At 33.1% G+C, this 14,335-nt stretch carries 14 protein-coding genes; 10 read left to right on the top strand and 4 right to left on the bottom strand.

Annotated elements, in window-relative coordinates; all coding sequences use genetic code 11:
* Positions 1-57: 57 nt before the first annotated feature.
* Positions 58-654 (top strand): alpha/beta fold hydrolase, encoded by a 597-nt coding sequence (locus EW093_RS09550; RefSeq protein ID WP_149568183.1) that lies wholly within the window; start codon positions 58-60, stop codon positions 652-654.
* Here EW093_RS09550 and EW093_RS09545 read toward each other — a convergent pair.
* Positions 645-2,303, bottom strand: a complete 1,659-nt coding sequence (locus EW093_RS09545; RefSeq protein ID WP_149568182.1) for a sensor histidine kinase — start codon at positions 2,301-2,303, stop codon at positions 645-647. The two genes, EW093_RS09550 and EW093_RS09545, sit on opposite strands and share 10 nt — an antisense overlap.
* Before the next feature lie 51 nt (positions 2,304-2,354).
* On the opposite strand from EW093_RS09545, the gene EW093_RS09540 reads away from it, so the two are divergent.
* The 6 genes from EW093_RS09540 to EW093_RS09515 are packed head-to-tail and all read left to right on the top strand — an operon-like array spanning position 2,355 to position 6,889.
* Positions 2,355-2,858 (top strand): deoxycytidylate deaminase, encoded by a 504-nt coding sequence (locus EW093_RS09540; protein ID WP_149568181.1) that lies wholly within the window; start codon positions 2,355-2,357, stop codon positions 2,856-2,858.
* A gap of 56 nt (positions 2,859-2,914) precedes the next feature.
* The gene (locus tag EW093_RS09535; RefSeq protein ID WP_149568180.1) at positions 2,915-4,339 is read left to right on the top strand and encodes an NfeD family protein; all 1,425 of its coding nucleotides are present in this window, start codon (positions 2,915-2,917) and stop codon (positions 4,337-4,339) included.
* Entirely contained in the window at positions 4,323-4,814 is a 492-nt protein-coding gene (locus EW093_RS09530) for an NfeD family protein (protein ID WP_149568179.1), read from the top strand. The genes EW093_RS09535 and EW093_RS09530 overlap by 17 nt, the downstream gene beginning before the upstream one ends.
* Positions 4,811-5,794 (top strand): flotillin-like protein FloA, encoded by a 984-nt coding sequence (floA, locus tag EW093_RS09525; protein WP_149568178.1) that lies wholly within the window; start codon positions 4,811-4,813, stop codon positions 5,792-5,794. The genes EW093_RS09530 and floA overlap by 4 nt, the downstream gene beginning before the upstream one ends.
* Before the next feature lie 4 nt (positions 5,795-5,798).
* The gene (locus tag EW093_RS09520) at positions 5,799-6,104 is read left to right on the top strand and encodes a hypothetical protein (protein WP_149568177.1); all 306 of its coding nucleotides are present in this window, start codon (positions 5,799-5,801) and stop codon (positions 6,102-6,104) included.
* 38 nt (positions 6,105-6,142) lie between these two features.
* The gene (locus EW093_RS09515) at positions 6,143-6,889 is read left to right on the top strand and encodes a dipicolinate synthase subunit DpsA (protein WP_149568176.1); all 747 of its coding nucleotides are present in this window, start codon (positions 6,143-6,145) and stop codon (positions 6,887-6,889) included.
* Positions 6,890-6,902: 13 nt separating this feature from the next.
* Here the strand turns inward: EW093_RS09515 and EW093_RS09510 are convergent, their stop codons facing one another.
* On the bottom strand, positions 6,903-9,698 hold the full coding sequence (locus EW093_RS09510) for a hypothetical protein (RefSeq protein WP_149568175.1): 2,796 nt from the start codon (positions 9,696-9,698) through the stop codon (positions 6,903-6,905).
* 51 nt (positions 9,699-9,749) lie between these two features.
* Between EW093_RS09510 and EW093_RS09505 the strand changes: the two genes are divergently transcribed.
* Genes EW093_RS09505 through EW093_RS09495 form a run of 3 tightly spaced genes read left to right on the top strand, consistent with a single transcriptional unit; the run spans position 9,750 to position 12,758 of the window.
* Positions 9,750-11,108, top strand: a complete 1,359-nt coding sequence (locus tag EW093_RS09505) for a hypothetical protein (protein WP_149568174.1) — start codon at positions 9,750-9,752, stop codon at positions 11,106-11,108.
* 50 nt (positions 11,109-11,158) lie between these two features.
* Positions 11,159-11,914, top strand: coding sequence for a metal ABC transporter ATP-binding protein (locus EW093_RS09500; protein ID WP_149568173.1), 756 nt, complete (start codon positions 11,159-11,161; stop codon positions 11,912-11,914).
* A complete protein-coding gene (locus tag EW093_RS09495) occupies positions 11,907-12,758 on the top strand; it encodes a metal ABC transporter permease (protein WP_149568172.1) in 852 nt (283 codons plus the stop codon). Before EW093_RS09500 ends, EW093_RS09495 begins: the two co-directional genes overlap by 8 nt.
* Here EW093_RS09495 and EW093_RS09490 read toward each other — a convergent pair.
* Together EW093_RS09490 and EW093_RS09485 are read right to left on the bottom strand one after the other, a co-directional pair.
* The gene (locus tag EW093_RS09490) at positions 12,750-13,763 is read right to left on the bottom strand and encodes a GGDEF domain-containing response regulator (RefSeq protein ID WP_149568171.1); all 1,014 of its coding nucleotides are present in this window, start codon (positions 13,761-13,763) and stop codon (positions 12,750-12,752) included. The two genes, EW093_RS09495 and EW093_RS09490, sit on opposite strands and share 9 nt — an antisense overlap.
* The gene (locus tag EW093_RS09485; RefSeq protein WP_149568170.1) at positions 13,763-14,335 is read right to left on the bottom strand and encodes a chemotaxis protein CheB; all 573 of its coding nucleotides are present in this window, start codon (positions 14,333-14,335) and stop codon (positions 13,763-13,765) included. The genes EW093_RS09490 and EW093_RS09485 overlap by 1 nt, the downstream gene beginning before the upstream one ends.

The following is a 14,335-nucleotide window of genomic DNA, read 5'->3' as shown; positions in this document are numbered from 1 at the left end:
TTGACCGCATTATATATCACACCTACAATTGTCAAAAGAGAGTTAGTAGGAAATATAATGAAAACAAGTATTTTATGGAACGGTTTTGAACTAAAAAAAGGTGTATTAGAAACAGAGGTTGGAAATATCCCATACCTATACTACTCCCCCCATAGAACTGATCAAATAGTAAATATCGCAATTCATGGGGAGGGGCAAGAGAAAGAGGACTGGCTCTGCTTTAACTCTGTCTTAAAATTTGGTAATCTGCTAAAGGAGTCAATAAAAAGGAATTCGGCTTTTATTGCATTTGATCTATATGGACATGGTGAGTGGAAATTAGACAGTAACTTTAACATTCTTCACCTAAGTAGTAGGGAGATAGAGACACTAGTTGAAGATACAATTATTAGTGTACAAAGTGCTCTACCTATAATTTTAGAAAATGAGAATCTAACAAAGAATAAACTTTCAGTTACAGGATACTCCCTAGGATGCAGTATAGCTATGGGTCTGAAATTAGATAAATTAGAAAAAAGGGTATTGTTAGCACCAAATAGGAGTTATTATAGTTTTGATGATACCTTAGAAAACACCTTAGTTGAAGAGTCTACTGAAAAGAGTAATATAACAGAGAGCTGGATACATAAAGCTTGTGACTTTATCTACTCATAAACATAGAGGGGTAGAACAACCTTAAACTCCGAACCCTCACCATAAACAGATTCTACTAATATCTTACCATTATGACTATTTACAATATTTTGTGCGATATACAACCCAAGACCTAAACCGTTATAATTACTACAAGGGTTATCTTGAACCAGTTTGAATTTATTAAAAATCAACTCTAATTGTTCTTTTTTAATTCCTATACCGGTATCCTTTACACAAACAACTACGCTCTTATCTTCAATATAAGACTCTATTTTAATTATACCTTCAGAAGTAAATTTAACACTATTATTTATTATATTTAAAAAAAGCTGTAACAGCCTATAATAATCCCCTCGAACAATATATTGATCTGGGGTAATGTTACTGTAAATGTAGACCTTACCACTCTTAAGGGATAGGTGAGAAAAATTATCTAAAACATCATTCATTAAAAATGCAATATCAATAATCTCGAAGTTAAGGTTAAAATTATTTGTATCCAAACTAAAATAACTCATAACATTATCCACAAAGTTAATCAACTTACTACTCTTATCACTTAGATGGGAGAAACTCTCTTTTACAAAGTCTGACTCTTTAACAACATTACCCTTTATTGAGTCTAATAACATAACAATACTAGCTAAGGGAGATTTTATTTCATGAACAATATTCGCCATTAGTAACTCTTTTTTCTGTTTTTCCTGTTTTAAAAGGGCTGAGATTTGTAACATCTCCTTAGCTTTTAAGTTATTCTGATCAAATTGTAACTCTAGCTCTGGAATACTCTTTTTAATATAGATATAAAAGATATTTTTAATTCTCTCCAAAAGAGCACTTATAGGTTTGACACTCCATGTTAAGTAGCAAAAAGGAGTGTTATAAACCTCTCCTTTACTAAATATTACTTCATCATTATAGATGTAGTCTTCCAGGATAATATATACAAGGTCATCATCGGACCAGGGATGTAACCCATCTAAACTTGGTAGAACCTTAGCTTTAACCATTTTAGAAAAAATCTTACTATTATGTAGAATGAAATCACCTTCAAAAACAAAACCGTGATCAAAATAGAAAAAATTAATTATTTTCCTTAGGTCTGCAGAAAAACAGATGTTTTTATCATCTATCATCTTAACTTTTTTAATACTATGAATTTTCTTTAAATAACCTTTAGCGATATAGAACTCATACCCAACTAATCTAGAATATTTAAACTTTTTTGGTATAATTTTCATACCGTAGGAAAAACTACCTGTTTGAACTATTTCAAAATTATAGGAATTTTCAACCTTCCTAGAAGTTCTTTCCGCATTGGCCATTATATCTTTAAAAGGGGTATACCTAAAAATATTTCTAAACTTTATCTTCTTATCCCTATCAAAGCCCCAAAAAAAAGTCATTTTATGGGATAAAAAGCAGGGTGCATTGGCAAAAAAGTTTTTGACAATAGTCTCTCCCTCTATCGGATTTATCCATTTTGAGATCTCTTCAAAATCATTAACTGTTAAGTCTGTATTTTTAAGTAATAGGTTTACATCCCAGCCATTTTTTTTGTAAAAACTAATTGCCGAGTGAAAAGATATTACATTATCTGAAGGTATCTGTTTCAGTTCGTCTTCAGTTAAATCACTAAGAGCTGATAACTCTTCCCAATGTCTCAATACTTCCCTACCTTTAACTCTTAGGTTATACTTTTATTATTTGGAGGATCAATGGAAAATTTAACAAAAAAAAGAGAAAACTATATTTCTTGGGATGAATATTTTATGGGGATTGCAATACTATCTAGCAAGAGAAGTAAGGACCCTAATACACAAGTTGGTGCATGCATTGTTAAGGATAACAAGATTATCGGTATGGGATATAATGGCCTTCCAAGAGGGTGTTCCGATGATTCGTTTCCGTGGGATAAAGAGGGTGATTTTTTAAATACTAAATATCCATTTATTGTCCATGCAGAGTTAAATGCTATTTTGAACTCCATAAAAAGTGATCTAAAAGGGTCAAAAATATATGTGGGACTCTTCCCTTGTAATGAGTGTGCAAAAGCTATTATCCAGAGTGGTATTAAGGAGATCTTCTACCTATCAGATAAATATAGGGATAGTGATATTTTTAAAGCATCAAAACTGATGTTAGACAACGCTAATGTAACCTACACCCAACTACCTCCTATGAAGGATATTGTTTTACAAATAGACCCAGATTACATTTAATTAAGATATTCTTGACTTTCACTCCCTAAAGACTACTCTTTAGATAGAGGCACGGAATGAAAAGAATTTTATCTTTTATATTTCTATTATTATCATCCTATCTATATCCCCAAGAAGAAGTTTATATAATACCAATTCAAGGGGATATTGAGCCATCATTAGCTGTTTTTATACGACAGAGTCTAGAGAAAGTTAAAGATGATCAGTCCACCATAATATTCGAAATAGATACTTTTGGAGGCAGAGTCGATTCAGCCCTTAAAATAACAACACTAATAGGTTCAATTAAAGGAAACAGAACAATAGCCTACATCCCCTCAAATCCAGAGAGTCTTGGTGTTAGTTGGTCTGCAGGAGCTTTAATAACCTTCTCTTGTAGTCAAATTTATATGTCAGAAGGGACAAGTATAGGTGCTGCATCTCCTATCTATTTAACTTCAGAGGGTAGTGAAGATGCAGGAGAGAAAACTATAAGTGCCCTAAGGGTTCAGATGGCCTCAATTGCAGAAAAAAATGGTTACCCAGCAGAAGTTGCCCTTGCAATGGTGGATAAGGATATAGAGCTATACGAAGTAGATATAGACGGGATCCCAAGCTTAAAACTTAAAGAGGATCTTTCAGAAGATGAACTTAAAGAAGGTAAAGAGTTTCTTAAAAAAGATAAACTTTTAACTTTAACAGCTAAACAGATGGAGTTATATAATATATCAAAGGGAACAGTTAAAGACTTAGATGATCTTCTTAATAGATTAGGAAAAAATAAAAAAAACGTTACTAAAATAATAAAAACTATTCCTGACTTGGTAATTGATCTGATTACAAGTTCCTCTGTGTTGGCTCTTTTATTAGTTTTAGGCTTAATTACTCTATATATGGAAATTACAAGTCCAGGGTTTGGTTTATTAGGAGCCATTGGGCTAATATCATTCTCCATAATTTTTGCAGGGGGGCAACTTCTTGGAACACTAAGTTCTATTGAGTTACTCCTATTTATAATTGGCATAACACTTTTAATAATTGAAGTTTTTATTATTCCTGGATTTGGCCTTACAGGGGTCTCTGGATTATTATTAATTGCTGTATCAATACTGTTAAGTAGACAGGAGTTTATAATTCCTAAATGGGAATGGCAGTGGGAAGAGTTTAACAGTAATTCATTTACAATATTTATAAGCTTTATAATATCGATTATTATAATATCACTACTTATGGTTCTGTTTCCAAAACTCTCTCTCTTTAGGAAATTAATACTCTCTCCCCAAATTGATAAGGGAGAACCTACACCTTTATTAAACATTACGAACAGAGAGGGTATTACAGTAACTCAATTAAGACCAATAGGTAAAATTAAGATAGATGATACTATTCTAGAAGCCAAAAGTGATGGTTCTTTAATAGAGAAAGGCAGAGCTATAAGAGTTATATCCCATACTGGAAACAGAGTCGTCGTAGAGGAGATATCTAATGATACTTCTATATAATATTATATTTGTTATACTTGGATTTTTAATAATAATTATTGAGTTTTTTGTACCCTCGGCAGGTTTAATTGGTGTTATCGGTTTTGGTTTAGTTGTTACCGGTATTGTTAGGTCATTTTTAACTTATGGTATTATTACTGGGACAATTTTTCTATTCTCCTCTCTAGTTATTGGGCCTATACTTTTTTATCTTTACTTTAAACTATTCCCTAAATCATCTATTGGTAAAAAACTTATTCTCCATAATAACTTTTCAAAATCTAAAGGTTATATACCAACAGTAGAAGAGGATTCAAATTTACTTGGATTAACTGGTAGGGCATTAACTAATCTTAGGCCAATTGGCGAGGCACAATTAGATAACAAGAAATATAATGTTACAACCCAGGGTGAATATATAAATAAAAATAGTTATATAAAAGTAATTAGTATTAAGGGTAAGACAGTTGTTGTAGCCCTAGAGGAGATCTTATGATTTTATTTATTTCGTATATTATTTTAGGGATACTAGCCCTAATAATTGTCGCTTTTTTTCTCAAGTTTTTTAACCTTTGGTTTAGAGCTCTACTCTCAGGGGCCCATATAAAAATGAGTCGATTGATTGGTATGTGGATACGTAGAGTTAAAGCAACAACAATAGTAGATAGTCACATTATGCTTACTAAGGCCGGGTTAGTTTTAGACTCTGATGACCTAGAAACCCACTACTTAGCTGGTGGGGATATTATTAAAGTAAGCAAGGCTTTAATAGCGGCAAATAAGGCTAACATTCCCCTGGTTTTTAAACAGGCTGCGGCTATAGATTTAGCAGGAAGAAACGTTTTAGATGCTGTAAAAACTAGTGTATATCCTAAGGTTATCGACTGCCCCAATCCTGCCCATGGCAGAACAACAATAGACGCAGTTGCTAAGGATGGGATCCAACTAAAAGCAAAGGCTAGAGTAACTGTAAGAGCAAATATAGAGCGACTTGTAGGTGGTGCCACAGAAGAGACTATTATTGCAAGGGTTGGAGAAGGTATTGTTACAACAATTGGTTCTGCCCCTACATATAAAGATGTTTTAGAAAACCCAGATAATATCTCTAGAACAGTATTAGGAAAGGGTTTAGATGCGGGAACTGCCTTTGAAATTCTCTCCATTGATATAGCAGATGTGGATGTAGGATCTAATATTGGAGCTAAGTTACAGGCGGATCAGGCAGAAGCGGATAAGAGAAGGTTCCAAGCTGTTGCAGAGCAGAGAAGGGCTGCAGCTAGAGCTAGGGAGCAGGAGATGAGTGCCTTAGTAGTAGAGAATCGTGCAAAGGTTGTTTTAGCAGAGGCTGAAATACCTTTAGCAATAGCTGAATCATTTAGATCAGGAAATATAGGAATTATGGATTATTATAGACTTAAAAATATTCAGTCCGATACATCTATGAGGGATAGTATAAGCAAGGATATGAAGGAGTAGTCAGGTGGAGTTTTTAACATCTATCCTCTTTTTTATAGGGATTGTTTTTATGTGGTTTGTTAAAAAAAAGGAGTCAGAAAAAAAGAAAAAGATTTACCATATAAAAGAAGAGTCCCCAATTGTATTCGAAGAAGAGACAGAGCATAGTGTTTTTAATAAAAACAGTGATTTAAGCGGTGGTTTAACCCTTAAGAGCAGAGATGAGGAAGAAGTTATAACCACTTCTATAGATAAGATAGAGAAGTTACCACTATTAAAAAGAGCTGTAATCTGGTCTGAAATTTTGGATAAACCAGTAACAATGAGATAAGCTATTGATACCTGTTAGCTAATTACTTAATATAAGCCATGAGTATTTTAGTATTGGCAGGTGATTTAACTAATTATTACCTATATAAAAGATTGTTAGAAAATAATTTCGATGTGAAACTAGAGGGTTTTAACCATCTTCTTAATAACAAAAATAACAATAAACCTATTGTTTTGAAAGGTTTTAAAACTATTATTGCTCCTATTCCATTTACAATAGATGGGTTTCAACTCTACTCCCCCTACTCTGGGGAGAACATCCATATAGACCAACTACTATTAAAAGCTGATAAGGATGCAAGAATAATTGGAGGCCCTTTTAATATAGATGATAAGAGATTCTACGATATTACCAAGAATAGGGATTTTACAAATAAGACAGTTATCCCTACATGTGAAGAGATTATAAAAATAGTAATAGATAGGAGTGATTTTACACTTTTTGATTCTAACGTCCTGATAAATGGAGAAGGAAGAGTAAAAAATAGACTAACTATACTTATTGAATCCCTTGGTGGAAAAATAGTTAAAGAGAAGGAAATAACTTCTTCAAATATTATAATAAATACAAGTAAGGATGCGAACCCAATAAATAGTAGCCTAGAGAAACTAAATAGAGATGTATTAATAGTTGATGTATCACCAGGTGATTATACTATTGATAAAAAAAGATCTAAAGCCCTTGGCTTAAACATAATAAAAGCCAGGGGGCTACCTGGTAAAAGTGCCCCCAAAGCCGTATCAGGTTATATTTATAAGACCCTCTTAAAAGAGCATCTTATATAAACTAGATACTATTTCAGATAATTTTAGGGCCCCCCCAATAACCATCGTAATAACCTACTTCATAACCTTCAATGTAGTCGTCATCATCACTTAGAGTATCATTATTGAAATTCGCGTCACTTGCGTTATCACTACTTCCTTTAGTATATCCTTGTTCATATCCTTCTTCCCAAGCAACAGAAGCTGCAATCTCACTACCTATAATACCAAGACCCATATCTGCAAGGTAGTAGAAAAATGAACCTGTTGATTTTATTGAAGTCTCACCTAATGTAAAAGTGCTACCAGCTGCTGTTAAAGAGTGTCCTACAGCTTCTAAGGTCATAGGAGGAAGAGGTACAAATATCGAGTCATCATCCTCTAATACTAACTCCATTGGTACAAAATCCAAGATCATATCTTGAACACCAGAGGCTAAACCACCAAATGTTAAATCATTAAATTTAACATAGTACTGTTTATCTTGATCAAACGCTGTTGCAACTTGATACGTAGTATCACCAGCTTCATAAATTACAAATTCACCTGTACCTGTCATATCTAATAGAGAGTCTAGTGCAAATATTGGTTTAGCAAATAGAGCATTAAGATTTAATGACATTACTCCATCAGCATCTTCTGTAGGCCAAACTAAGTTATTTAAGTCATCAGGTGAAGTTATACCCATTATTGACCCAGGAAGCAGGATAGGGGTTTTATTTTCTAAGGAGTCTATTATTTTTCCAGTAACTAATGATGTAAACTTTTGGATAGTAGAAACCATAGTCCATGATTCTGTAAATTGTGCCGTAGCAGGAGATAGGAAGAATGGAGAATTAGCATCCCTACCTGCCACTAAGTCACTTGCACCCTTAACATAGGTAAAAAAGTTAACAAAGTGAGTTTTAGCCTCTGCTAAAATAGTTGTAGCATTTTCTCTAGATTGTAAGAAACCGTCACTTAAAGGATTCCTTAAAGTTGTTAAATCGAAATCCTCACTAATTCCTGTAATTTTACCATCTGCTATAACCCATAAGTTACCATCTAGTGGGTTAAAAACATCCCAATATCCGTCAAGATCGGCACTTAATGATATAGATTGTCCCATAAGGGCTACAGATTTAATAAGTTCAATTGTAGACATTAAAGCATAAACTTCAGCCTTACCTGCTGTTATATCGAAGGGTACTAGCGCATTTGAATCATTAGTATAACTTGGCCACTCACTGTTTCCTTCCTCAAAAGCTTCATCATTGAACATATCATAAGTATAAGTAAAAGCTGCATCATCCTCTATTGTATCCATCATAGCTACAACATCATCAAATTTTGATGTAGCGGCTATGAGTGAGTCAACAATACTGTTTAAACCATTAGGATAGCTATTTTTTAGATTATACAACATAGCGACAAACTGAGCCTCAGATACAGAACGCTTATCACTATCAGTTACTTGAAACATAGAATAAAATAATTCTTCATTATCGACCTTTCTTAACATCGAATAATAGTCATAGCCATGATAATTGTCATTGGTAATCTCATATTCGCCACTAACTATCATATCACCAGCTATTACACCTTCCATTGTGGTTGGATATGCATTAATACCTAGATTTTCAACTACATCTGTAACATTTGAATCTATACTCATACTAGCTAATGTTAACATTGACCACCACATTTTACCCTTATCAGATAGACCACCTGTACTATTTTTGGCTTTCTCAAAACTAACTAAAGCCATATCTAAAGAGCCTGCTTTAAGTTGGTTAAATCCTGCTACTTCTAGCTCGGCTGTTGTTGCATCAGGATTTTCAGTTACCTCGTCATCTTCTATAGCCTCTTCAGCTCCAGTGATATCCTCTTTAGAAACTTCAACTACTGTAGACTCTGTCAAACCTGTTTTAAGCTCTTCTAAAACTTCAGACGCACCATCTTCTTTAGCTGCTGCTATTGTATCTTTTAGTAAATCATCTTTAATGTTGTCAAACGAGATGGAGTCATCTGAAGCATAAGATGTTGTTGTAACCTCTAAGACCTTTTGTAGGGTAACAGCTACATCTATTGTTTTTCCACTATCTTTAATTTCTTTAACAGACTCCGTAACAGAACTAAAAGATCCTTTTAAAACATCCTTTGGGTTTAGAGCAATATTTTCAATGGATTTTGAAGCAGTTGTAGCAGTTGATGGAATATTTGATAAAGTATTTTGAAGTATTTCATCAGTAATTCCTGAGTTCTTTGATAGAGCAACAGAAGACCCTTTTGTGATTAAAGAGATAGCTGTTAATGCACCAACATTATCTAGTTCAACACTACCTAAAGAGCTTACAACACTGGATATGGTTGCCTTTGTAGTTTCTTCAATCTTTTCTGCACTAATTCCCGAATCTGATATCTTTTCAACCATAGCTATAGAAACATTTGAGACCATCTTAGTTTTATCTGTAACCGAAATTGAGGATGAAGCTTTTTTCCCAATAACAGTAATTGATGATTTTGAGATATTTTTAATATAGATAATTCTATCTTCCTCAGTTCCTACAGTTTTTAAGGAAACTTGGGCTGATGAAGCAATAACTGGAATTAACTCACCTAAATTCTGAGACGTATCTAAGCCCTTACTCTCTAACTCTGCAATTATTGCCGCTTTCATATCAGCAATATTAAGACCTGTCAAAGCCCGATTTCCGGTTATTTCAGAAATAAACTCATCAACGATCTCTGTTGAATAGTCATTTGTAGCTTGACTACCTAGAGGATCTTCACAGCTTACAAAAATAGCAGTGAAAACCAATAAACAAAACACTTTCAATAAATTTTTCATTACACTTCCTTTTGAATATATTTTAATTTCGGTATGGTATAATATTAGCAGATGTTATACAGAAAATCTTTAATTATTCCATTTTTTTTTATTTTTATTATAAAGGTGTTCTCATTTGATAGTTCTATATCCCTAAAAGAGGATTTCAACTATATTCTATCTTTAAAAAATAGTGATTTTGAGGCAGATATATACAAGAACTCTATTAGTGCTACAACAAATTATATTGATAAAGACTTTGAACTGTCACTAACACTATTCCAAGATAATTTTAATGGAAAGATTAATAATATGGATGTGGAGAAACTCGATTATTTTACTATTAATAGTGATACAATAGAGGCTAAATTTAATAAATTAACACCAAAGGTGACAGCAAGGTTTCTTGATTCATGGATAAGTCTGTCATATTCCGAGGGAGTAGATTTATCATTTTTAATCGACATCCCAATTAATAATATCATTTCTATTGGCTCAAGTTTGATTAACAGTAAAATGAATAATTCGATCTCACTTTTTGATAGTTATACTTTATTAATTAACCCTGAATGGAGTGGTTTTTCATTCTTTTTTAAAACTAGAGGTAAAAAAATTGATTTTAATCTATCCTTTTCAAAAAAGGATCTTATCCTTAAACCAGAAAAGAGTAACAATGAGATTGGTTTTAACATTAACCTCACTTCAGATTATTCTTTAAAATTAAAAACCCAATTGAATTTTAATAGAACTAAGTTATCCCTGTCGGCAACTCAAGAAAGTTATAGCTTTGGTATAAAAAAGCAGAATATTTTTATGGATAGAGAGATCTTTGGAGGCACAACAACAGACTCTAAAATATCCATATCAAAGATAGGGTTAGAATCTAGTATTAAAAACCTTAGTTTAGGAATAACCCAGGATTTTTATACTCTTGATAGTGTTAATTTATTTATGAGTACAGAACATCTAATTAAAAAAACTAGTTTTTTATATTATAGACGTATCTTTGCCTATCTACCTAATATAACACTGTATAATAGTGGTTTTAAATCAAAATACATAAAACAGACAAAAATTGGTAACTTTGATTTTAGTTTTAAATATAACAGGTTGTATACAAACTTCAAAGGTTTCAACTATTTTTATAAAAATATGTCCTTTTCCCTATTTCCCAAAACACTCTATATATCACCTTTAACTACTTATGATTTTAATTATAATCATTTAAACATAGTAAATATTTCAATATCCCATAATATTAAACTTAAAAACAATATTGAAATCGAAACTAACTTAAACCAGATTCTTCCATTTTTTGACTTCTCCAGAGATTCTATAAATAATATAGCAAATGAAATTACTGGTTCATCAGCAGAGAACTACATAAGAGGTGGACTTTCATTCTCCTTACAATTTACTTTTGCATTATAGCCTTTTCTGCTGAATAGTCTTATATTAAAGTTATAATAAAGGAATAAAAATTGAGTAACAGTAAAGCAAATAATGAAATACGTGTAGAAAACGTAAGTTTTAAATATAAAAACGACCTAGTATTAGAGAATGCCCATTTCCATATAGAAAAGGGCAGTTTTACATGTTTTGTAGGACCAAATGGTGGTGGAAAATCAACCCTGGCTAAACTTATTTTAGGTCTGTTAAAACCAACAGAGGGATATATAACAATATTTGGAGAAACACCAGTAAAGGCCAGGGGAAGCGTTGGTTATGTTCCACAATACTCTAACTTTGACCTAGACTTTCCTATAAACGTTATGGATGTAGTATTAATGGGTGTTTTAACAGCAGGAATGTTATTTTACAAACCCAAACATAGAAAAGCTGCACTAGAAGCACTAAAAAGTGTTGAGCTAGAGGGCTTCGAAAACAGACACTTCTCAGAACTATCTGGGGGACAGAGACAAAGGGTGTTAATAGCTAGGGCTATTATTTCTAATCCTAAAGTACTAATTTTAGATGAGCCAACATCTAATATAGATACAGCTACAGAGAATAGGCTATACGAACTTCTATTTAAGTTAAATAAGACCAAGACAATTATTCTAATCAGCCATGACCTTACATTTGTTTCAGATAACGTTAAAAAGGTAATATGTGTTAACAAAGAAGTTAAAATTCACCCTACAGGTAATTTAGAACTAAACTCCATAGAGAGCCTTTTTGGAAGAGCTGTAAAAGTAGTAAAACACCAAACAAAAGTAGAGGAAATACATGACTGAATTAATATATGCACTTTTAAACCCATCCCTACCATTTTTGCGAAATGCATTAATAATAGGGGTACTATCAAGCATCTCCTTTGGTGTAATTGGAACATTTGTTGTTATACGTAAAATAAGTTATATAGCAGGTGCAATTAGTCACTCGGTTCTAGCAGGAATAGGATTCGCCTTATATGCCCAGGAGGTATACTCATGGCATTGGTTACACCCAACCCTTGGTGCCTTTATTGCAGCAATAATCTCAGCTATAATTATTGGCCTAGTAAAGATATATGCAAATGAGAGAGAAGACTCGGTTATTGGTGCAATTTGGGCTGTAGGAATGGCTGTGGGTCTGCTTTTTATCTCTAAAACAACAGGTTATACAGATCCTATGAGTTATCTATTTGGAAATATTCTAATTGTATCCTATACGGACCTATACCTTGTATCCATATTGGATATTATTGTAATTATTGTTGGAATTCTATTTTTTAATAAGTTACAGGCATCTAGTTTTGATGAAGAGTATACTGCTATTAGAGGGGGAAGTCCCAACTTTTACTACTTCTTAATACTAATACTAACAGCAATTACAGTGGTTTTAATGACTACAATTGTTGGAATTGTTATGGTTATTGCACTACTAACAATTCCATCAGCAATTAGTGGACTATTTCATAAAAGGTTAGCTCCAATTATTTTAACAACAATTATATTAACTACAATATTTTCTGTAACTGGTATTGGTGTTAGCTACCTAACTGATACACCATCTGGACCAGTCATTATTGTTATAGCAGGGACAACCTATTTACTCTCTCTACTGTTTAAAATGATAAAAAAGAAGATATTAACTTAGAACAGTTACATCCTTCTCTATTGAGACCTGGTTTCGACCACTCTCTTTCGCTTTATATAGTGCCTTATCTACAGCTTTAATTAGAAAACCTGACATAGAGGTGGCAACAGGAATAACAGTGGAAACACCTAGACTAACAGTTACATGGTCTAGGGTGAGGGAAGAACTATGGGAAATCCCCAAACTATCTACAGCCTGCCTCATTCTCTCTGCAACTAAAACAGCACCCTCCAGGTCTGTATCCGGTAGTACAGCGATAAACTCTTCACCTCCATACCGGGCAACAATATCACACTGCCTTTTAAGTGTAGATTTTAGTGCACTTGCCACTCTTTTAAGGCAGATATCACCCTCTTGGTGTCCATATGTATCGTTATATAATTTAAAATGGTCTATATCTATCATTACAAGGGATAGTGGTTGTTTAGATCTTAATCCTCTTTGCCACTCTGAATCTAAAGTTAGGTCTAAACATCTTCTATTCCCAAGGGATGTAAGCCCATCCTCCATAGTTAATTGTTCAAGGGCTATATTCTTATGCTCTAACTCACTCTTAAGGGATTCTAACTCTTTAATTTTTTGATCTAAAATTTTAGTTTTATCTTCTAACTCAATTTTTTGTAGACCTAGATCTATAAAAACACGAATTTTACTTAGCAATACAATTGGGTTTATTGGTTTAAAGAGGTAATCTACCGCACCACTCTCATACCCCTTAAAAATATTATTCTCTTCCCTACTATTAGCTGTAACAAAGATGATAGGAATGAACTTAGTCCTTTTACTTCCTCTTAATAGTTCTGCGGTCTCATAACCATTCATCTCGGGCATCTGCACATCTAAAAGTATTAATGAAAAGTCGATGGTTAGTGTTTTCTCTAATGCTTCTAAACCAGATTGAGCCAAAATAACACTTACATTCAAATCTTCTGATTCCAATAGTTGTTTCATTGTAAATAAATTCTCTTCTTTGTCATCAACAACTAGAATATTTAGATTATTCATTAACTCTCCTTAATATAAAAATTCAGCTTTTCCACTATCTCTTTTAGCGAAAGTACAAAATCTGCAGCATTAGCATTAATAGCTCCAAGAGGCATAACCGCCATAGTTGCTTCCTCTGGGTCCTGAACTATAACCGTCCCAGAAAACTTCTTAATAGCTATACAACCCTTTGTTCCATCGGTATTTGCTCCTGTTAATAGTATTCCTAATGTTTTATCAAAAAACACTTCTGCTGCTGTTTCAAATAACACATCTATTGCTGGTCTACAATAATTCTCCTTAGGTCCTAGAATCAAACTAAAGGTCTTATCCTTTTCAACCATAATGTGATAATCTGCAGGAGCCAAATAAACATGGTTATTTAATATAACCTCTTTATCACAGGGCTCTGATAGCTCTATAACAGAGTACTTCTTTAATAGTGAAAGAATTGAATCCCCACTATCTGGACTTAAATGCTGAACAATTATAATAGGAATAGAAAAATCCTTTTCTAGACCACTTAATATTTTTTCCAAGGCACTTAGGCCACCTGCAGAAGCCCCTACTACAATAACGTCATATTTTGCCAT

Origin of the sequence: Thiospirochaeta perfilievii, assembly GCF_008329945.1 — a bacterium.
In the GTDB taxonomy this organism is placed as follows: Bacteria; Spirochaetota; Spirochaetia; order DSM-2461; family DSM-2461; genus Thiospirochaeta; species Thiospirochaeta perfilievii.
This window is presented reverse-complemented; position numbering and strand designations above follow the sequence as displayed.

Coding starts and splice junctions, on each gene's coding strand:
- EW093_RS09550 (WP_149568183.1), top strand. CDS start 58: ATGAAAACAAGTATTTTATGGAACGGTTTTGAACTAAAAAAAGGTGTA.
- EW093_RS09540 (WP_149568181.1), top strand. CDS start 2,355: ATGGAAAATTTAACAAAAAAAAGAGAAAACTATATTTCTTGGGATGAA.
- EW093_RS09535 (WP_149568180.1), top strand. CDS start 2,915: ATGAAAAGAATTTTATCTTTTATATTTCTATTATTATCATCCTATCTA.
- EW093_RS09530 (WP_149568179.1), top strand. CDS start 4,323: ATGATACTTCTATATAATATTATATTTGTTATACTTGGATTTTTAATA.
- floA (WP_149568178.1), top strand. CDS start 4,811: ATGATTTTATTTATTTCGTATATTATTTTAGGGATACTAGCCCTAATA.
- EW093_RS09515 (WP_149568176.1), top strand. CDS start 6,143: ATGAGTATTTTAGTATTGGCAGGTGATTTAACTAATTATTACCTATAT.
- EW093_RS09510 (WP_149568175.1), bottom strand. CDS start 9,698: ATGAAAAATTTATTGAAAGTGTTTTGTTTATTGGTTTTCACTGCTATT.
- EW093_RS09505 (WP_149568174.1), top strand. CDS start 9,750: ATGTTATACAGAAAATCTTTAATTATTCCATTTTTTTTTATTTTTATT.
- EW093_RS09495 (WP_149568172.1), top strand. CDS start 11,907: ATGACTGAATTAATATATGCACTTTTAAACCCATCCCTACCATTTTTG.
- EW093_RS09490 (WP_149568171.1), bottom strand. CDS start 13,763: ATGAATAATCTAAATATTCTAGTTGTTGATGACAAAGAAGAGAATTTA.
- EW093_RS09485 (WP_149568170.1), bottom strand. CDS start 14,335: ATGGCAAAATATGACGTTATTGTAGTAGGGGCTTCTGCAGGTGGCCTA.